This is a genomic window from Qipengyuania aquimaris (genome assembly GCF_009827445.1).
In the GTDB taxonomy this organism is placed as follows: Bacteria; Pseudomonadota; Alphaproteobacteria; order Sphingomonadales; family Sphingomonadaceae; genus Qipengyuania; species Qipengyuania aquimaris.
Genome location: NZ_WTYI01000001.1, coordinates 203,395 through 222,507, shown reverse-complemented (window position 1 = coordinate 222,507; position 19,113 = coordinate 203,395). Strand labels below are relative to the sequence as shown.

The following is a 19,113-nucleotide window of genomic DNA, read 5'->3' as shown; positions in this document are numbered from 1 at the left end:
CTGCCGCAAACCTGTGCGCGAAATGGCAAGCAAACCGCGCACACTCTACGAAAAGATCTGGGACGCCCACGTTGTCGAACGGCAGGACGACGGCACCTGCCTCGTTTATATCGACCGGCATCTGGTCCACGAAGTCACCAGCCCGCAGGCGTTCGAGGCGCTGCGGGTCGCCGGGCGAAAGGTTCGCCGTCCCGACCTGACCCTCGCGGTCCCCGACCACAACGTGCCCACCACGGCGCGCCTGGCCGCCGATGGTTCACGCCTTCCGATTGCCGATCCGCAAAGCGCGGCGCAATTGGCGGCGCTGGAGAAGAATGCGCCCGAATTCGGTATCCGCTACATCGATGCCGTCGCGCGCGAACAGGGCATCGTCCACGTCGTCGGGCCCGAACAGGGCTTCTCTCTTCCCGGCGCGACGATCGTGTGCGGCGACAGCCACACGGCGGCTCACGGCGGGATCGGCGCGCTGGCCTTCGGCATCGGCACAAGCGAAGTCGAACACGTACTGGCCACCCAGACGCTCCTGCTGCGCCAGTCGAAAAGCATGGAAGTGCGCGTCGAAGGCGCTCTCTCCCCCGGCGTCACGCCCAAGGACCTCATCCTGCACATCATCGGCGTGATCGGGACCGCGGGCGGCACCGGCCATGTCATCGAATATCGCGGAGAGGTCTTCGAGAAAATGAGCGTCGAAGGACGCCTCACCGTCTGCAACATGAGCATCGAGGGTGGCGCCCGCGCCGGGATCATCGCACCTGACGAAACCGTTTTCCGCTATCTGAAGGGTCGCCCCTATTCACCCAAGGGCGAGGATTGGGACCGCGCAGTCGAATGGTGGCGCTCGCTTGCCACCGATGATGGCGCCGTCTTCGACAAGAGTGTGGTCATCCACGCCTCCGACATCGAGCCGACGGTGAGCTGGGGCACCAGCCCGGAAGACGTGGTGGCCATCGGCGACACGGTCCCCTCGCCCGATTCCTTCGCGGATCCCTCCAAGCAGGATGCCGCGCGCAAAAGCCTCGACTACATGGGCCTCGAACCGGGAACGCCGCTGGAAGATGTCACGATCGAGAACGTTTTCATCGGCTCATGCACCAACAGCCGGATAGAGGATTTGCGCGCTGCCGCAGCGGTCCTGAATGGCCGTACCAAAGCCGCCAATGTGCGCTGGGCGATTGCCGTGCCCGGATCCGGCCTCGTCAAGAAACAGGCTGAAGACGAAGGGCTGGACCGCATTTTCACCGATGCCGGCTTCGAATGGCGCGAACCGGGCTGTTCCGCCTGCCTTGCCATGAACCCCGACAAAGTGCCGCCGGGAGAGCGCTGCGCGTCGACCAGCAATCGCAATTTCGTGGGCCGCCAGGGTCCGGGCGCTCGCACCCATTTGATGAGCCCCGCCATGGCGGCTGCCGCGGCGGTTGCGGGTCACCTCGTCGATGTGCGAAAGCTTGCCCCATGAAGGGCGGATGTCATTGCGGAAATGTGAGCGTCGAAGTGGCGCGAGCACCAGAGTTCATCAATCTGTGCGATTGCTCGCTATGCCGGAAATCAGGGGGTGCCTGGGGGTATTTCACGCAAGCAGAAGTCACCATTTCCGGGGTGCCGACAGGCTACCGCCGCGCGGATGCCGATGCCGATGAACAGTTTGTCGAAATGCATTTCTGCTCTGCCTGCGGCACTACGACGCATTGGACGCTGACCGAAAATGCCGAGGGTGACCGCGTCGGCGTCAATGTGCGTATCTTCGATCCTGCCGAACTGGAGGGTGTCGAGGTGAGGACAATCGACGGTCTTCACTGGGATGGATCTGCCCCTCCACAGCATCGGCGGCCGCCCGGAGCGTTTGGCAGGGAAATTTTCCTGTGACCGCATCCTGGGCACATTCTCGCGGCGAAAGCTTGCACCAAACGTTAAGGCACCTCATTGGATAGACCATGACCAAACTCCCCAAAGGCAAGGCCGCCATCGCAGGTGCGATCGGATCGGCCGCTATCGCCGCCGCGCTGCTCTATGCGAACAAGCGCCGCGAAAAGAAAAACCAGCCGAACCAGCCCGGCCCGATTCCTTCAGGGGAAAAACCCGAAACGGACTGATCTACCAGCGCAAGGAGCCCGCATGACAAAGACCAGAACCGCCCTGGCGGCCGCAGCTTTCGCTCTGGGCATCGCTGCCCCGGCAAGCGCGCAGGACGCCCCGGATATGGAACTGTGGCGTCTCGATTGCGGCACCATCGAGCTGAGCGATGCGGGCCCCTTTTCCGACACCCATTTGTACGACGGCGAGCCGCGGACGCTGACCGACAGCTGCTACCTCGTCCGCAATGCCGATAAGTATCTTCTTTGGGATGCAGGCCTGCCGTCGGCGTTGAAAGGTTCCAGCGCCACGCAGTGGGTCTTCACGCTCAGCGTCGAAAGGACCATCGCCGACCAGCTGGCGGAAATCGGCCTCGGGCCCGATGACGTCGATTTCGTGGGGGTAAGCCACTATCACGATGACCATATCGGCCAGGCGTCGGAATATGCGGGCGCAAGGCTGCTGATCGGACGCGGTGACGCAGAAGCAGTCACCTCGGGCGCGATGGAAGCCACCCGCGCACAGCTGGCACCTTGGCTGGCCGAAGGAGCCGAGGGCGAAGTTACGCGGATCGCGTCGGACCATGACGTGTTCGGTGACGGTTCGGTCGTCATCAAGGGAATGCCCGGGCACACGCCGGGCCACTCGGTCCTGCTGGTCCGCCTTCCCGAGACCGGCAACGTCATGCTGACCGGCGATCTCTATCACTTCGAAGAGCAGGTGACTAACCGCGGTGTGCCGGCGTTCAATACCAACCGCGCAGATACGCTCGCCTCATTCCACCGGTTCGACCAGATGGCAGAAAACCTCGAAGCGACGGTCGTGATCCAGCACGATCCGCGTCACGTAAACCGCCTCCCCGCATTTCCCGGATCGGCAAAGTAATGGACAAGGTCACTGTCATTAGCGGCCGCGCCATTCCGCTCGGCCTCAAGAACGTCGACACCGACGTTATCATCCCTGCGCACTGGCTGAAGACGGTGAGCCGCGAAGGGCTTGGCAAGGGCGCTTTCGAGACGATCAGGCAGGCACCCGGCAACCCGTTCGACGTGGAGGATTTCGCCGGTGCGCCTATCCTGATCGCGGGCGATAATTTCGGGTGCGGCTCCAGTCGCGAACACGCGGCATGGGCGATGTTGGACATGGGCCTTCGCGCCGTGATCGCGCCGAGTTTCTCGGACATTTTTGCCGGCAACGCATTCAAGAACGGCATCCTCGCCGTCGAATTGCCGCAGGAGCAGGTCGACCGCCTGCTCGAAGTGGCGAAGACCGACGCTATCACCCTCGACCTGGAAAACCAGGTCGTGACGACCCCCTACCAGGATCGCTTCGCATTCGACATCGACCCGTTCCGCAAGCATTGCATGCTGGAAGGGCTGGACGAAATCGGCCTCACGCTGAAACGCGACGAAGCCATCGAAGCACACGAAAAGACGCGCGCAGGCAGCCTCCCCTGGCTCGACGCGCCCCAATCATACCGGAGAGACGCAGCATGAAAGCAGTACTGTCGAAGGAAACGGGCGGCCCCGAAACCCTGGTGGTCGAGGAAATCGACGCGCCCACGCCCGGCAAGGGCGAAGTCCTGATCGACGTTGCCGCCTGTGCGATCAACTTTCCCGATACGCTGATCATCCGCGACATGTACCAGTTCAAGCCACCGCGCCCCTTCGCGCCGGGCGGCGAGATTTCCGGCACCATCGAAGCGCTGGGCGAAGGCGTCGAAGGCTTCGCCGTGGGCGACCGGGTGATCTGCGGCGTCGGTAACGGCGGCCTGCAGGAAAAGGTCGCCGTCGCAGCGGCACGTCTGTTCAAAGTGCCCGAAGGCATCGACCTCGTGCAGGCAAGCGCGCTCCTGATGACCTATGGCACGACCATCCACGGCCTGAAGGATCGCGGAGACATCAAGGAAGGCGAAACCGTCCTCGTGCTTGGCGCGGCAGGCGGTGTGGGCCTTTCCGCGGTAGAGCTCGCGAAGGCCTATGGCTGCCGCGTCGTGGCCGCCGTCTCGACCGAGGAGAAGGGCGAAGTCGCCAAACAGGCAGGCGCCGACGAAGTGGTTATCTATCCGCGCGCGCCGTTCGACAAGGACCAGTCCAAGGCGCTCGCCCAAGCGTTCAAGGATGCTGTCGGCCCCAATGGCGCAGACATCGTCTACGACATCGTAGGCGGCGATTATTCCGAACCGGCCCTGCGCTCGATCGCGTGGGAAGGCCGCTTCCTCGTGATCGGTTTTCCGGCAGGGATCGCCAAGATGCCGCTCAACCTGACGCTGCTGAAAAGCTGCGACATTCGCGGCGTGTTCTGGGGCGCGTTCACCGCCCGCGAGCCGGAGCGCAACAACGCCAATATCGCGGAGCTGTTCGACCTCTGGAAAGCAGGCAAGATCAACCCGCTGGTCAGCGAGACCTATCCCATCGAACGCGCACACGAAGCCATCGCCAAGCTGGAAAATCGCGGCGCCATCGGCAAACTCGTCGTGACAATGGACTGATCGGGCGTTCTCGCCCTTGCTCCTTTGCCTCTCGATACCTATTCGAGAGGCAACTTCTTCCAAGGGGATAGACATGACCGACTTCAAGGATCGCGAACGCGGCGAAGAATCCAAGTTCGCCTTCGACCAGGAAACCGAATTCAAGATTGCCGCGCGCCGCAATCGCCTGCTGGGCGAATGGGCTGCGGGTCTGATGGGCCTGACCGAAGAGGAAACCGACGCTTACAAGAAAGCCGTCGTCCAGGCCGATTTCGAAGAAGCCGGTGACGAAGACGTCGTCCGCAAGCTGCTGGGCGACCTGACGGCCGCAGATTGCGATGTAAGCGAAGCCGACATCCGCGCTAAGCTCGAAGAATGTTCGGTCGAGGCGCGCCGCCAGTTCATGAGCGACCAGAAGTAATCCGATGCCGATGAAGGCAGACGATATCGTTGCCCTGATCGAGGAAGCGCTGCCGGGCGCTGTCGTCGAGATGCGCGATCTTGCGGGGGACAACGACCACTGGGCGGCAAAGGTCACCGCCCCGCAATTCGCGGGCAAGACGCGCGTAGCCCAGCACAAGCTGGTCTACGACGCGCTGGGCGGCCGGATGGGCGGCGAACTCCACGCCTTGCAACTCACCACCCAAGCCCCCACCTGAATCCTCACCAGATTCAAGTCATAGACAAAGGCAGGGCACATATGTCCGATGTAAATTCACGCATCTCCGATCTCGTCGGCGGTAACGACGTCGTCCTCTTCATGAAGGGCACGCCGCTGTTTCCGCAGTGCGGCTTCTCCAATCGCGCGGTCGCCATCCTCGACCATTGCGGCGTCGCCTATGAAAGCGTCGACGTTCTGCAGGACATGGAAATCCGCCAAGGCATCAAGTCCTTCTCCGACTGGCCGACCATCCCCCAGCTTTACGTGAAGGGCGAATTCGTCGGCGGCAGCGACATCATGATGGAAATGTTCGAAGCCGGAGAGCTTCAACAGATGATGGATGAAAAACAGGTCGCCAAGGCCGAAAGCTGAGTTTTTACCAGCTCTGAAACGGGTAAGGCCCGCCTGGGGGACGTCCAGGCGGGCCTTTTATTTGGTGTGAAGCGGATCGGGAACCAGGGAAGATCCGCCCCTCGAAGACCAAACAGTATGCGAACAGTTATGCAGGCCCCGTGCCAAAACCGCGCGTGCCCGGATTTGCGCGAAGTGCGATGGTTAACAACGCGTCACGGTCCATCAACTATGTAAAAAACTCCGACACGCCGCCCGATAATCGCTTGGCAAGCGGCGGCACTGGCTGCACAACCATTGACGATGAACGCCACGGCTGAAACTCCCGATCCCATACCAGCGGCGACGCTGGTGGTTTTCCGCAAGGGCCGTTCGGCGCCGGAGCCCGAAATCCTGATAACCATCCGCTCGCGCACCATGTCCTTCGCAGGAGGAATGGCGGTCTTTCCGGGCGGCAGGGTCGATCCCGAAGACTATGATCTCGCCGCCAAGGTAGCCAACGTCGACGACGATACAGACGAGGTTGCACACCGCATCGCGGCCATCCGGGAGACGCTCGAAGAGACCGGGCTCGCGCTAGGCCTCACCGGGGCAATGGACGCGCAGCGCGCTGCCGATGCTCGCGCGTTATTGCTCGAAAAACGTGCGCTTGCCCCGGTTCTGAATACGTTCGACCTCTCTCTCGATCTTGATGAGCTCACCCCATTTGCCCGCTGGCTTCCGCTTGGCCTTGCGCACAACCGGATCTTCGACACCATGTTCTACCTCGCCGATCTCGGTACGGGCGCGGTCGATATTGAAGTCGACGCTACCGAAAATACGCACCTCTTCTGGGTCAGCGCCGCCGAAGCGTTGCGTATGGCGGAGCGCGGCGACATCTCGCTGATCTTCCCAACGCGCCGTAACCTGGAACGCCTGGCGCAATTCACGACCTTCGACGAGGCCCGCGACCACGCCCGGCAAACCCCGGTCCGCGTAATCACGCCCGAAGTGGTAGATGAGCCGGACGGCTCCTACCTCACCATACCCGACGATCTCGGTTACCCGATCACCCGCGAAGAGCTGACCAGCGCAAATCGAAGCTGAAGAATTGGCGCGCCCGGCAGGACTCGAACCTGCTGCCTCAAGATTAGAAGTCTCGCGCTCTATCCAGATGAGCTACGGGCGCGCGCGGTTCAGCCCATAACGTGCCTTTGCGCGTGCGCCAATCGGGGATAGGCAGCGCTCTATGGATAAGCCCGACACACACGCCCCGAGCGCGCCCCGCCGCTTTCGCTATTTCGACATCGTCATGGCGAGCTTCGTAGCCGTGCTGCTGCTGTCGAACGTCATCGGGGCGGCGAAATTGTCGACCGTCGCCGGTTTCACCTTTGGAGCAGGCATCCTGTTCTTCCCGATCAGCTATGTCATCGGGGACGTGCTGACCGAGGTATATGGCTATGCCAAGGCACGCAGGGTCATCTGGGTCGGCTTCGCTGCCTTGATCTTCATGGCTTTCATGAGCTGGGTCGTCGTGGCGATGCCGCCGGCTGAAAGCTGGGACGGTCAAGAGGCCTATGAGAGCGTGTTCGGCCAAGTGCCGCGCATCGTGCTGGCTTCGATCATGGCCTTCTGGGCGGGCGAGTTCGTGAACTCTTACGTCCTTGCGCGAATGAAGATCTGGACCAAGGGCAAAGCGCTATGGAGCCGGACTATCGGCTCGACCGTGTTCGGGCAGGCGGTGGACAGCGCGATTTTCTATCCCGTGGCCTTCCTAGGCGTGTGGGAGACGCGCGACGTTCTGATCGTCATGGTCACGAACTGGCTGCTTAAGGTTGTCTGGGAAGCGGTGCTGACCCCCGTGACATACGCGGTCGTCGGAAAGCTAAAGGCGGCCGAAGGCGTCGAATTGTTTGACACGGACACCGATTTCTCACCCTTCGCGACCACCGGCAAGGACGCCTGATACGAAAGGGGCGGCCCGATGGACCGCCCCTCCCTCTCCCCTTTTGAAAGGGTCCCTTAGAACTTCGCTCCGACAGCAACACCATAACGGCGTGGGTCGAGAGTGAAGATGTTGGTGAAGTTACCCGACGACGCGTCGGTCAGGTAGAGACCCGTAACCGAGTTGGAGTCGAAGATGTTCTGGACGAATGCCCGGACATACCAACGCTCGTCGGCAGAGTTCAGCTGCACCTGCGCATTGGCTTGCACGAACGGAGCGATGCGGTTGACCGATCCGTTGAATACATTGCCGTACTGCTCGCCCGTCATCGCGATGTCGAGGCGCGGAACCAGCGTCATGCCGCTTCCGAATTCGGCCGTGTACTGAACGCCGATCGAGGCTTTGTACTCAGGCGCCTGGGGCAGCTTGTTACCCTTCAGGTTCACTTCGACACCAGGGCTCAGGACCGAAAGCGGTCCGAAGCTGTTTATCGCCGGTTGCAGCGGCGCGAGGTCGGGATTGACCAGCCCGATAGCGCCTGCGGCTGCCGCTTCGTAGATGCTGCAAATACCGAACGCGCCCGAGGAAGCGATACCGCCGTCAGCCGGGAATTCGCTTGTTCCCTGAAGCCCAAAGAACGGGTTCAGGAAGTTGACGAAGGCGTCTGCCCCCGAACCGGTGATCGCGCAGAGCGAGCCGTTACCGAGATCTTTGATGATCACGGCATCGGGATCGCCGCCACCCGGGTCACGCGGGTTGGAGAAGAACTGGTCCCCTGCAACCTCGGCATTGAGCCAACTGAGGTTCATGTTGATCAGCCAGTTGTAGCTCGGCGAAATGATCGTTTCGAGCTCGAGACCCCAGATCTTGGCGTCGATCGTATCGTTGACCGAAGTACGCGCGACGATACGGCTGAGCTGAAGGCCCTTGTAGTCGTAATAGAAGCCGGTGAGGTTCACCTGCGCGGCGCCATCGAGGAAGGTGTTCTTCGAACCGATCTCGAAGGCGTCGATCTGCTCGGGCCCGAAGCTCTCCTCGACCGCGAAGATCGGCGACAGCGGCGGGTTGATACCACCCGACTTGTAACCGCGCGAATAGGAGAAATAGACATTGTTGTCCGGGCTGATCTCGTAATCCAGCACGGCGCGTCCGGTGATCTCGTTGAACGCGACCTCACGGGTCTGCAGCAGCTGATTTCCATCCGTGCCCGGGTCGGCATCGAAACCGCCGACGAACGGTGAGGTGAACGGGTCACCGGTATTGGAAAACGGGTTGAGGAAGCTTGCCAGCGTGGTGCGCGCCTCGACGGTTTTCTTGTCGTCGTTGTAACGCAGGCCGCCAGTGAACTTCAGCCGGTCCGTAATGTCGAAATAGACTTCGCCGAAAATGCCGAAGCTCTCGAGCGAGAAGTCCGTTGTATTGTTCCGGTACATGGAGGTCGCGAGATAGGACGGCGGCAGCGGTGCCGGGTCTCCCGTGGCCGGGTCGGTATTCGCAAACGCCGCAAATGTGCCGAGAATACCGGTGGCGTAGTCCAGTCCGAACGCGTTCACATAGTAGCTGTTCTCGCTCACTTCCGACTTGGCGTAGATACCGCCGATAAGGAAATTGAAGGGCCCGTCGAGATCGCTGGAAAGGATCGCTTCCGCCGACCACGATGTCTGGTACTGGACCGACCTGTCGAAGCTGAGCGGCGCGTCCGAACAGATCGAATTGCCTTCGAAGGCCCCGAAGTTTTCGTCGTCATTGTCGGACGTGCACAGCTGTCCATTGGGACCGTTTGGAATCAGCGCATCCGCAATGGGGGAGAAATATGCGCTCGAACCCGGGATGAAACCCAGGATCGCGCCCGTTCCCGGATCGGTGATCGGTACGCCATTGTCCGCGAAGAACTGCAGCGTGTTGAGACCGGTTACGTACCCGCTGCGGTCCAGAACGCCGAGGTTGTAGTCCTGGCGGCTGTCGACGGTGGTCTCCTGATAGATACCGGTCAGCGACAGGTTCATCGATCCGATGTCCTGGTCGAGATGTGCCTGCAATTGCAGTTCGTCGGCGAAGTAGTCGGGCGTGAAAGGCGTGTTCACAACACGCACGTCGTCGGGCTCGTCGAAATTGGCGAAGCCATCAGGACCATAGACGCTGCCAAGAGCAAGCGAAGCCGGCAGACCCTGGATGGTGAAAAGTTCCGCCGAGGTCAGGACCGATGCAAGCGTTGCGTTGGCGTTGGCACTGTCGAAGTCGCGCCGCGAGTTAAGACAGCCGAGCACACCGGTAGGGTCGCGCTGACAGGTCTGTTTCTGGATACGCAGGCGATCATCTTCCTCGTGGAAATAGAAACCCATGAGGTCGATGGTGGTGGAAGCGGTGGGCTCGAAGCGGAGCGAACCGCGAATGGCGTACATGTCGCGCCCGTCGATGTTCGATCCGTCGTACAGGTTCTCGGTATAGCCGTCGCGATTGAGGTAATAACCGGCAACGCGAACGCCGATGCTGTCGCCGATGGGCACATTGACCATGCCCTTGGCGCGAATGCTGTCGAAATTGCCGTACTCGAACTCGGCTGCAGCGCCGAAGCCCGAAAGGTCGGGCTTGGCGGTGACGACGTTGACCACACCCGAGGTCGCGTTGCGTCCGAACAGCGTGCCTTGCGGGCCACGCAGGACCTCGACGCGTTCGAGATCGAAATATTCCGCTTCGAACAGGCGGGTGCCGAACAACGGAGAACCGTTCACATGGATTGCGGTCGCCGCATCGCAGGTGACGCCGACGCAAAGGTCACCGATCCCGCGGATGGTGAAGCTGGCGCTGGTGAAATTGGACTTGGTGAACGAAACGTTGGGCAAGGTGAGCTGGAGATCGCTGGCATTCTCGATCTGCTGCGCTTCGAGTGCTTCGGCATCGAAGGCGCTGACAGCGATCGGGACTTCCTGCAGGCTCTGCGCCTGGCGCTGCGCGGTCACGATAATGACGCGCGAAGGGTCGATATTCTCCGCGATGCCGGATTCGCTGTCGTCCCCGGTGACATCCTGTGCATAGGCTGGAACGGCGAGCGCACCCGCACAGATACCGGCCAGAAGGCCTGCTCTGATCTTCATAATCCCTCTCCTCATCCCTGACCGCTCTCAGGGCGGCCTAGGGTGGAAAAGCTATCACGAATTCGCGCTCAGGCAAGGTTCAGCGCACGATTGTTGCGCTGCAACAGCAGTTTGCGATGGATATGTTGCGACTGCGAGAAGATGGCGCGTCATAGTTGACGTTACGGCATGGGGGCCTTGCGGAACCTCCACGCCAAAATGTCACGCTTCGAGCAAATCCTCGCTTCTGGCGATTTGCGCGATGCCTCGCCGCCCATCCGGGCTTCGTTCGAGCTGTACGACCATGTCGATAACACTTGCTGCGTAGGCGATCGTGTCCTGCCGCGTGAGGCCGATTCCCGTCTGCATGACCATCAGCGACAATTGTTCAAGAGCGCCGCGCAGGCTGTTCGCATGGATGGTCGAGAAGCTGCCCGGGTGGCCCGTGTTGATGGCCCGCAGGAAGCTGACGCTCTCCGCACCGCGCAATTCGCCCAGCACGATCCGGTCGGGCCTCAGGCGCAGGGCGGCCTGCAATAGCTCGTTGGCGGTAACCTTGGCCTCGCCCAGCTCTCCTTTAACTGCGACCAGACCGACGCCGTTCGCGCCCGGCAGCTTGAGCTCCGGCGTATCCTCGACGAGGACGACGCGTTCCCGGCTTGGAATTTCGCCGAGCATGGCATTGAGGAAGGTAGTCTTACCCGTGCTGGTGCCACCCGAAACGAGGATTGTTCGGCGCTGGCGCACGGATTCGCGCAGGAATGCGATAGGCTCGGCCTGCGCATCGGGAAGCTGGCCTTCCTCACGCGGTGCAAGCGGCCCTGCATCATACGCATCGAGCGGGAGATCGAGCCGGCGATGACGGCGAATGGCCATGGCCCAATGCTTCCGCGCAGCGGGCGGACCGCAGAACTGGATACGCGCGCCGTCAGGCAAGGTTGCGCCAAGCAAAGGGTGCTCGCGGTTGATGCCCTGGTGGCTGACTCGCGCCACCTGTTCCGCCAAGCGCTGGATCAGGCGGTCGTCGATATCGGGACGCTCGACCTTGTGCATCCCGCCTGCAGCGGCATCTTCGACCCACACCTCGCCTGGGCGATTGACTAGGATCTCGGTGACCGTGTCGCGCTCAAGCCACTCCGCGAAGGGCTTGAGATAGGCATCGAGATAAACGCTCCGCTCGCCTGCAGTGTCGATTGCCGGTGCTTCGTCCGTATCGGGATCGGCAAGGATTGGGTGGATATCGGCGGCCATGATCGATCGAGGCCTCAGCTGACTTTCGAGAAGTCGAGATCGCGGGCGGTGAAGATACGAATAGGTTCTCCCATCTTCACGCGCACCGTGGGGCCGCGCTGGCCGTCCTGATGTGCGGCGGTGGAAGCTGCCGACTGGCTCGCGCCGCCAAGCACGATGCCGCCTGCACCGCCGGTCGCAAGCGTGCCGAGGCCGCCAACCACCGAAAGCAGCATGGCAGACCCGAAGCGCTGGAAGAAACCGGCGCCCGAGACCTTGCCTTCGAGCCCGGTCGTGCCGTCGAAACCGATGGCGGGCGAGGCGAGGTTCACCGATGCTCCGTCGGGCCGGATCAGGCGCGTCCAGATGACATAGGCGCGTTTCTGGCCGTTCTGCATCCCTGACTGGTATTGGCCGATCAGGCGGCTGGAACGCGGGACCAGCACCTTGCTGCCATCGAAGCTGCGCACGTCCTGGCTGACCACAGCACGCACGAAACCGGGGACATTGGTGTCGATGGCGGTTTCCAGGATAGCGGGGATCAGCGTGCCTTGCGTGACGGTCGTCGAAGGATTGGTCATCGCCTTGGCTTGCGCAGGAGCACCGCCGACACCGCCTACGCGGCTGGCGAAGTCGTTGGCGGAATTGCCGCTGGCCGTTGCCGCGCCGCTGGCTGCTTCTGCAGCGATTGCGGCAGCAGGCCCGGTTATGACGGGACTGCCCGCGTCGAAAACGACGGTCGGATTACTGTAGGGGTTGGGTCCGGGCATCGTCTGAGGCGCTGCAGCAAGGACCGGTGCAGGTGCGGGATCGGCCATCGCAGCCTGCTGGCTCGGCGTCGGCGGAGCGACCACCGCTGCCGGGGCCGGAGCGACCTGCGTCGGCGCCACTGCAGGCTGCGGCGCCTGCTGCCCGCCGATGCCCTGCGGTTCGGGCATCCGCGCCGCGCTCATGCTCCACAAGGTGACGGCACCCAGGCCCGCGACGATCGCGATCCCTGCGACCATGCCGAGCGCGTCGGACTTTCCGCCCGGTCGGGCCACGGCGGGAAAGGCGTTGCGCTGGGCAAGGTCGATAACTTCCGCATCGGTTTCATCGCGCGGATCGAAATCATTTGCCGCGTTGCTGTCGCCGGGCTTCTTTTCGGGCAGGCGCATAGCAAGACGCATCACTTCGTCTCCCTTTGGGCAAGCACGGCATCGCCGCGCTGCTGGGTGGTAGAGGCACGTTCTGGTCCAGTATTCACCAGCGTCGCAGTGCGTTCACCGGTGCGCAGGATGATCGCACGCGGTACGCCGTCGATGGCGATCGTGTTGCCATTGACGGTGTAGTTCACCGGCCCCTCCTCGCCTTTGCTGTTGGTGACGAGGATAGCAGGCACGTCGCGCCCGGCAGGCCACTTCAGATAGGTGGTCTGTCCGTCGTCGAAAGCGCTGTCGGGCAGAAGCGATGCTTCGCCCTCGCCGCTCCAGGCGAGATTGATGTCGGCCGGATCGAATGTCTGCGCAGGAACTTCACCCTCACTCGTAGCCGCATCGGCTTCGGCCAGCTGCGTGTCGGCAACTTCGTCTTCCGGCTCAACCGGATAGTCGAAGCGCAGAACATAGAGAGGCTTGGCCGTCGGAGATGCCACGAGGTCGAACAGATACGTCCGCTTACTGGTGACGACGGTCAGATTGGTCGCGGCGCGCGGCTCCAGCGGTTTGACGAACAGGATGTTGGCGCGCTTGTTCGGCGTTACCTGCCAGGTTGCCGAATTGCCGATTGCCACGTTCTCGATAGTCTCGTCGTCGCCGAACACGATGCTGGCCTGGACGTTGACGCGCCCTGGCACTGTGAGGACCGAATATTCGTCGTACATGACCTGCTTCAGCCGCGCGTCCGCCAGTGCCGGTGTCGCAAACAGTGCAAGGACGAGCGCGGTCAGGACTGCGCGTTTCATGACGGTTTCTCCATTGAAGGGGCTGGACCGCGGGTCGGCGCGGACTTGAACCGGCTGCCGATCCCCATGGTCCGGCTGGGTCCCGCCTTATCGGGCCCGGCCTGAGTGTTAGCTGAAGCGGTCGCATAGACCTTGGTGTTGCGCACGCTGCCGGCTGCGCCCGAAGCGTCGTTTGCGGCAGGCGCGGTGGCAGTTGCCGAAATATCGATCCGGCGCGCGTGTTCGCTCGCCTGCGTGGCGGCCTGCGCAGCGATGAGATGCGGCTGCGCGACCGCAGCGGGAGCGGCTGCAGTTTGCTCATCGCGTTCGGACTTGCCCGACGCGAGGCCGAAAACGGTCCAGCCGGATACCACGGCTCCTGCGACCTTCAGGACCAGCACCATCAGTGCGACGTGCACCGCTCCGATCATGAAGAGGGCCATGCCCGCTTGCGCCGGGACGGTGCCGGGTGTGGCGGTGATCGACGAGAGGATCGGGACCGACAGTTCGAGCATGATGGACCCGCCCAGCACCGCGAACAGCGGTGCCAGGGCGCACATCACCAGGCCCTTGAGCCAGCCGACGAACAGCCCGCGCGTGCCGTTGAATAGCGCCAGCACTACGAATACCGGACCGATTGCGACAAGGATGCCAAGTGCGATCTTGGTCGTGACCAGAAGGCCGACCGTGCCGAGCATGAACAGCATCGCGCCTAGCCACATCAATCCTTGCGGCGAGAATGCGGAGAAATCGGTGTTGCTGCCGCTCGCTTCCTGGATGGCGATGAAGACCACGTCGATTTTCTGGGCGAAGGTATCTGTGGCCGATCCTTGCGTGCCGGTAAGAACGCCTGCGAGGTAATCGGGCGTTCCCACTGCCAGGCTCCAGACCACGCTCTGATAGGCGACCCAGCTGGTCGCGAAGGTAAGTACCAAGCCGAGCGTCATCATGCGCGGGACAAGCGAGCGCACTCCGATATTGGCCCTGCCCGTCAGGAGGAGGAAGCCGAAGATCGCAATGTAAAGCGTCAGCAGGATCGTCAGCGTGGTGCCAAGGGCCCCACCCGGCGCAAACAGGCGGCCGAACGCCATGGCCGAAGCTTCGCCTGCCATGCAGTCGACACCGCGCAGGGCGGCGGCGACGCCGTTGCCGACCTGGTCCGTCATTTGCTGGCAGGCTGCGCTTGTCATTCTGCTGCAAGTCCCAGCTGAATGTCGTCATTATGGGCGCTGTCCTGCGCACCGCCCGGCCATGCCGAGCCGGTCAGAGCGGGGAACCAGTCGGCGGGCGCATCGCCCATTGCTTCGCGAAGCAGGTCGAGGCGGCGAACCGAACTTTCGCGGCCCGACAGCAGCGTGAGCACTTCAGGGGCGCCGGACAGGTCGAGGCGGACCACCACGCTTGCGTCGGGCTGGCGCACGAGGAAGCAGCGGCTGTGGGCAGGCAGGCTGCGGATCAGGGCCAATTCGTGGCTGGTGAGGCCGAAGCCATCGCAATAATCTTCGGCCCGGGCGCGACTGTTGGGCATGAAAACCATGGTGGCGGTCTGTTCGACAAGTGCGGTCGAGATGCGGCTTTCCAGCGCATCGCGCGCGGACTGCGTCGCGAATCCGACCAGCGCATTGCGCTTGCGCAGCGTTTTGAGCCAGTCGCGGATGCGCGCAGCGAAGACCTCGTCGTCCAGCGCCTTCCAGCCCTCGTCGATCAGGATCATCGTGGGGCTGCCGTCCAGCCGCTCCTCGATCCGGTGGAAGAGGTACATCATCGTCGGCGTGCGCAGCGCGGGGTTTTCCAGCAGCGCCGTCATGTCGAAACCGAGTACCCGGGCGGACAGGTCCAGCCGGTCTTCCGCATTGTCGAACAGCCAGGCCTTCTCGCCCTCGCCGATCCAGGCCGACAGGCGGTCTGCCAGATCGCCCGGCTGCGGGCGCTTGCTGCCGGACAATAGCTCCTTGAAGTGCCGCAGGCGGCGCAGCGAGGCGTCGTTGGCATAGGCTGCATCGACCGCATGGGCGATCGTCGCCTCTTCTTCCGGCCCGTTCGCGTTCAGCAGGACGCCAAGCCAGTCACGCAGGAATGCCTTGTTCGTCGGGGTATCGGACAGGCCCAGCGGGTTGAAACCGGTCGGCTCGCCCGCGCGAATGCTGTCGTAACGCCCGCCGATCCCGCGCACGAAAAGCTCCGCGCCGCGGTCCTTGTCGAACAGGACGGTACGCGGTTTGAACTTCTGCGCCTGCGCGGCGAGGAAGTTCATGACTACGGTCTTGCCCGAACCGCTCGGCCCGATAACCGAGAAATTGCCGAGGTCGCCGTGGTGGAAATTGAAGAAGAATGGCGTCGCGCTGGTGGTTTCCAGCAAAGTGACTGCATCGCCCCAGTGGTTGCCCTTCGCCTGGCCGAGCGCAAAGCCGTGCAGCGAACCGAAGCTCGCCATGTTTGCGCTGGAGATAAGCGCGCGCCGCACGAGATAGCCCTCGTTACCAGGGAACTGGCCCCAGAAAGCGGGTTCGAGGTTCGTATCCTCGCGCACCGAAATCGCGCCGGTATCGGCAAGCGCCGCACTGCAGGCCGCCGTTGCATCATCGAGGCGGGCGAGATCGCGCTCTTTCACCATTACGGTGAGGTGATGGTCGCCGAAGCCCACGGCCCCATTCCCCAGCGCATCGCGTGCCGCCATCATGTCGGCCCGTTCGGCCATGGCTTCTTCATCGGCCGATTTCAGGCGCCGGATAGACAGGTCCATCCGTTCGCGCGCGGTCTGGCGTTCGGCCGGGGCATAGCTTTCGCACACGACCATCTCGAACGGGAGGCGCAGCAGGCCGTCGAGAAGGCCCGGGCTGGTCGCCTCGGGATAATCCTTGAGGCCCAGGATGGCTGCGAAGTCGGGCGAGCCGGATCCGCGCAACTCCATCGCGTCAAGACCGAAGCTGACACGGCGATAGGGCAGCATGTGGCCGACATCGACGTCGTCCGCAGGCTTGCGCACCGGGCGCATCTCGCCGTTGTAGAGCGCGGAAAGCAGCTCCAGCATTTCGGAATTGGTATTGCCCTGTGCGCCCAAGTAATCTCCCAGCGGCACCGCACCATAGGCCTGCAGCGAAGCGATAAGCCCCTGTGCTGCCGCGCGCAGGCTGCGCAGGTCCTTGGGATCGGCTTCCAGCCGCTCCTTGCGGCCTTTGAGGCGCTTGGACACCTTTTCGGCCCAGCCAGCCTTCCCGCGTGCTGGACGGCGGATCAGCGTGATAAACTGGTCGTTGACGAACAATTGGCCCGAGCCGAGCCGCTCTTTCCAGCGCGCATCGATATGGCGGCTGATGGGATCGGGAAATTCCGCTTCGAGGTCGATCGAAACGCGGCGCCGGATAACGTGATGATAAAGCACGAAGCGCGCGTCGAGCGTAGAGCGCAGCACCACCTCGCGCGTGGCGGCATGGGCGTTCAATGCCTCACTATCCTCGGTCTCGAACAGTAGTCCGGGGACCTGGATTGCGGTCATCACGCTGCCGTCGCGCAGCAGGACGGTATTTTCGTCCACCATACGCGAATAGGGCAGGCGGTCGCCAGCCCTAGCTTCCCGCGCACTCCACGAAGCGGGCCCGATCCATTTGCGGTCACGCGGCATAGCTGTTGCACCCCCAGCGCTTGTAATTCTTCACACGCGGGCATTTGCTGACCTTGGTCATCCAGAGATCGAAAATCCGCGGTTCGCGCAGGCAGGCGAAATAGCCCACGCCATGCATGACGAGCGCGGCGAAAAGCGCCCAGAAGCTGCCCGTGATGAGGAATATCTCAGTCGTCACCACCCCGTTGATGATGAAGTAATTGAACGTCACGCCGGCAAACATCTGCGGCCGGGTGAGCGCCTTATGAACGGGGTGGCGGACGAGCGCAGTCATGTCAGCCTGCCGCCACGCCCTGGATACCGGCAACGATCGAGGCCGCGCCGAACAGGATGAACACGCCGATGATCACGGTTGCGCCAAAGCGCCAGTTGAGGCGACCGGTCAGCATCATGAAGCCAACGGCAGCGACAGCCATGACGGCCACGGCGGTTGCGACATTGCCGAGCAAGGTGCCCTGCAGCCACGACAGCGCATTGACGATCGGGCCCGAGCCTGCGGGGTCTGCGCCCTGCGCGAAAGCGGCGCTGGGCCAGAGCAACATGGCCAGTGCGGCCGAGCGGGTGACAAGCGATTTCAAGTCGGATTACTCCCGTGAATGATCTGCAAGGCGGCCCATGATCGAGGCCACGTAAAGTTGTGTTTCGCGAATGCGCGGTACGCCGCCTGCACGCTCCACGCGCCCCGGACCGGCGTTGTAAGCAGCGAGAGCTTTTTCCAAATCGCCGTCGAAGCGATCGAGCTGCGCTCTCAGGTAACGCGCCCCGCCTTCGAGATTGGCGAAAGGATCGCGCGGATCCACGCCCAGTTCGCGCGCGGTCGCGGGCATCAGCTGGGCGAGGCCCTGCGCGCCCGCAGGCGAAACGGCGTCGTGCCGCCAGCGGCTTTCCTGCCAGACCATTGCTTCGAGGAGCGATTGCGACAGGTCGAAGCGCTGCGAAAGCTCGGCAATCTTGGCGCGGTAGATTTCCGGCACGCCTGCCGAATGCGCAGCGGGGTCGGCGATGACATGATCTGGGATGGCAAGCCCTTCGGGAACCGGCTCATTGCCATCGGCCGGGAAGATGAACTGGTCGGGCGCAGTTTCGGTGGCGGCGCGGTCGCCGGCTATCCAGCGCGCTCCGTCAGCATCGATCTCCATGACATCCGCCTTCACCGGGAAAGCGGCGAATGCTCCGCCTACGCAAATCGCGTGGAGCACCCATCGTGTACGAATCATCGTCGAACACCCTCCGTGCGGCCCCTCTGAAGACCTTACATGACACGAGGGTGACAAGAAGCTGAATGCCTGGGGAAAACTCTTTCCCCAATGAAAAAGCCCGCTCTCCGTAAAGGAAAGCGGGCGTCTCGGTGGTGTTCTGTCGGCTTAGCGGCTGGCCAGCGATGCGAAGCCGGTGGTGCGTCCTTTATCGATCATCGCGAGGCCGCGACGCGCGAGCACACGCGAGTCGACCCATGATCCATCTGCGGTCTCCAGGCGATAACGGTCGTCCAGCCGGGCGGCCTGCTGAAAGCGTTCACGTGCGGCCTCGTGCTGACAAAGACGCGCCAGAGCGACCCCGTGGTTGATGAGTCGCGCCGGATCCTGAGCATCGGCGCCCGACTGCGCCTCGAGCACCTCGAGAGCACCGGCGGGATCCCCGGCCACCAGCTCCTCATACCCGATGTTGTAGCTCGGCTCGGCGTTGGAAACGACTTCGATCGGCCCGCTACCCATAACCAGAAGCGCTGCTGCGACGGCGAAGGACATCTTTTCTCTCCCACTCTTTCTTGAATGGCTTTTTGAGCGAAG

General features: G+C 62.7%; 21 protein-coding genes and 1 tRNA gene. 11 read left to right on the top strand and 11 right to left on the bottom strand.

Annotated features, from left to right (window positions below):
* Positions 1-22 precede the first annotated feature (22 nt).
* The 10 genes from leuC (at position 23) to GRI34_RS00935 (ending at position 6,638) form a co-directional block, all read left to right on the top strand.
* Positions 23-1,456 carry a 3-isopropylmalate dehydratase large subunit gene (gene leuC / locus GRI34_RS00980; protein WP_160594342.1) on the top strand — a complete coding sequence of 478 codons (1,434 nt, stop codon included), beginning with the start codon at positions 23-25 and terminating at the stop codon, positions 1,454-1,456.
* Positions 1,457-1,479: 23 nt separating this feature from the next.
* Positions 1,480-1,863 carry a GFA family protein gene (locus GRI34_RS00975; protein WP_160594341.1) on the top strand — a complete coding sequence of 128 codons (384 nt, stop codon included), beginning with the start codon at positions 1,480-1,482 and terminating at the stop codon, positions 1,861-1,863.
* A gap of 68 nt (positions 1,864-1,931) precedes the next feature.
* Positions 1,932-2,090 carry an isopropylmalate isomerase gene (locus GRI34_RS00970; protein ID WP_160594340.1) on the top strand — a complete coding sequence of 53 codons (159 nt, stop codon included), beginning with the start codon at positions 1,932-1,934 and terminating at the stop codon, positions 2,088-2,090.
* 22 nt (positions 2,091-2,112) lie between these two features.
* Positions 2,113-2,955, top strand: coding sequence for an N-acyl homoserine lactonase family protein (locus tag GRI34_RS00965; RefSeq protein WP_160594339.1), 843 nt, complete (start codon positions 2,113-2,115; stop codon positions 2,953-2,955).
* Positions 2,955-3,566: a 3-isopropylmalate dehydratase small subunit gene (leuD, locus tag GRI34_RS00960; protein ID WP_160594338.1), complete on the top strand. Its 612-nt coding sequence runs from the start codon at positions 2,955-2,957 to the stop codon at positions 3,564-3,566. Before GRI34_RS00965 ends, leuD begins: the two co-directional genes overlap by 1 nt.
* Positions 3,563-4,561: an NADPH:quinone oxidoreductase family protein gene (locus GRI34_RS00955; RefSeq protein WP_160594337.1), complete on the top strand. Its 999-nt coding sequence runs from the start codon at positions 3,563-3,565 to the stop codon at positions 4,559-4,561. The genes leuD and GRI34_RS00955 overlap by 4 nt, the downstream gene beginning before the upstream one ends.
* 73 nt (positions 4,562-4,634) lie before the next feature.
* Positions 4,635-4,961, top strand: coding sequence for a DUF1476 domain-containing protein (locus GRI34_RS00950; RefSeq protein ID WP_160594336.1), 327 nt, complete (start codon positions 4,635-4,637; stop codon positions 4,959-4,961).
* Positions 4,962-4,965: 4 nt separating this feature from the next.
* The gene (locus GRI34_RS00945) at positions 4,966-5,199 is read left to right on the top strand and encodes a BolA/IbaG family iron-sulfur metabolism protein (RefSeq protein ID WP_090481794.1); all 234 of its coding nucleotides are present in this window, start codon (positions 4,966-4,968) and stop codon (positions 5,197-5,199) included.
* Positions 5,200-5,240: 41 nt separating this feature from the next.
* Complete coding sequence (gene grxD, locus GRI34_RS00940; RefSeq protein WP_090481791.1) at positions 5,241-5,573, top strand: Grx4 family monothiol glutaredoxin; 333 nt, start codon at positions 5,241-5,243, stop codon at positions 5,571-5,573.
* A gap of 282 nt (positions 5,574-5,855) precedes the next feature.
* The gene (locus tag GRI34_RS00935) at positions 5,856-6,638 is read left to right on the top strand and encodes an NUDIX hydrolase (RefSeq protein WP_160594335.1); all 783 of its coding nucleotides are present in this window, start codon (positions 5,856-5,858) and stop codon (positions 6,636-6,638) included.
* A 5-nt stretch (positions 6,639-6,643) separates the two neighbouring features.
* On the opposite strand, the gene GRI34_RS00930 is transcribed toward GRI34_RS00935, so the two are convergent.
* A tRNA-Arg gene (locus tag GRI34_RS00930) sits at positions 6,644-6,720 on the bottom strand.
* Positions 6,721-6,780: 60 nt separating this feature from the next.
* On the opposite strand from GRI34_RS00930, the gene GRI34_RS00925 reads away from it, so the two are divergent.
* The gene (locus GRI34_RS00925; RefSeq protein WP_160594334.1) at positions 6,781-7,497 is read left to right on the top strand and encodes a queuosine precursor transporter; all 717 of its coding nucleotides are present in this window, start codon (positions 6,781-6,783) and stop codon (positions 7,495-7,497) included.
* 56 nt (positions 7,498-7,553) lie between these two features.
* On the opposite strand, the gene GRI34_RS00920 is transcribed toward GRI34_RS00925, so the two are convergent.
* From GRI34_RS00920 to GRI34_RS00875, 10 genes are all read right to left on the bottom strand, one after another.
* Positions 7,554-10,571: a TonB-dependent receptor gene (locus tag GRI34_RS00920; RefSeq protein ID WP_160594333.1), complete on the bottom strand. Its 3,018-nt coding sequence runs from the start codon at positions 10,569-10,571 to the stop codon at positions 7,554-7,556.
* A gap of 201 nt (positions 10,572-10,772) precedes the next feature.
* Entirely contained in the window at positions 10,773-11,801 is a 1,029-nt protein-coding gene (gene virB11 / locus GRI34_RS00915; RefSeq protein WP_160594332.1) for a P-type DNA transfer ATPase VirB11, read from the bottom strand.
* A gap of 14 nt (positions 11,802-11,815) precedes the next feature.
* On the bottom strand, positions 11,816-12,949 hold the full coding sequence (locus tag GRI34_RS00910; RefSeq protein WP_160594331.1) for a TrbI/VirB10 family protein: 1,134 nt from the start codon (positions 12,947-12,949) through the stop codon (positions 11,816-11,818).
* Positions 12,949-13,722: a TrbG/VirB9 family P-type conjugative transfer protein gene (locus GRI34_RS00905; protein ID WP_160594330.1), complete on the bottom strand. Its 774-nt coding sequence runs from the start codon at positions 13,720-13,722 to the stop codon at positions 12,949-12,951. The genes GRI34_RS00910 and GRI34_RS00905 overlap by 1 nt, the downstream gene beginning before the upstream one ends.
* Positions 13,719-14,867 (bottom strand): type IV secretion system protein, encoded by a 1,149-nt coding sequence (locus tag GRI34_RS00900; protein WP_234028112.1) that lies wholly within the window; start codon positions 14,865-14,867, stop codon positions 13,719-13,721. The genes GRI34_RS00905 and GRI34_RS00900 overlap by 4 nt, the downstream gene beginning before the upstream one ends.
* A 20-nt stretch (positions 14,868-14,887) precedes the next feature.
* A complete protein-coding gene (locus GRI34_RS00895) occupies positions 14,888-17,323 on the bottom strand; it encodes a VirB4 family type IV secretion/conjugal transfer ATPase (protein WP_160594328.1) in 2,436 nt (811 codons plus the stop codon).
* Positions 17,313-17,597, bottom strand: coding sequence for a type IV secretion system protein VirB3 (locus GRI34_RS00890; RefSeq protein WP_090478181.1), 285 nt, complete (start codon positions 17,595-17,597; stop codon positions 17,313-17,315). The genes GRI34_RS00895 and GRI34_RS00890 overlap by 11 nt, the downstream gene beginning before the upstream one ends.
* Position 17,598: 1 nt before the next feature.
* Positions 17,599-17,901: a TrbC/VirB2 family protein gene (locus tag GRI34_RS00885; protein ID WP_160594327.1), complete on the bottom strand. Its 303-nt coding sequence runs from the start codon at positions 17,899-17,901 to the stop codon at positions 17,599-17,601.
* 6 nt (positions 17,902-17,907) lie between these two features.
* Positions 17,908-18,540, bottom strand: a complete 633-nt coding sequence (locus GRI34_RS00880; protein WP_234028111.1) for a lytic transglycosylase domain-containing protein — start codon at positions 18,538-18,540, stop codon at positions 17,908-17,910.
* Between the two features lie 147 nt (positions 18,541-18,687).
* Positions 18,688-19,071, bottom strand: coding sequence for a hypothetical protein (locus tag GRI34_RS00875; protein WP_160594326.1), 384 nt, complete (start codon positions 19,069-19,071; stop codon positions 18,688-18,690).
* Between the last annotated feature and the right edge of the window lie 42 nt (positions 19,072-19,113).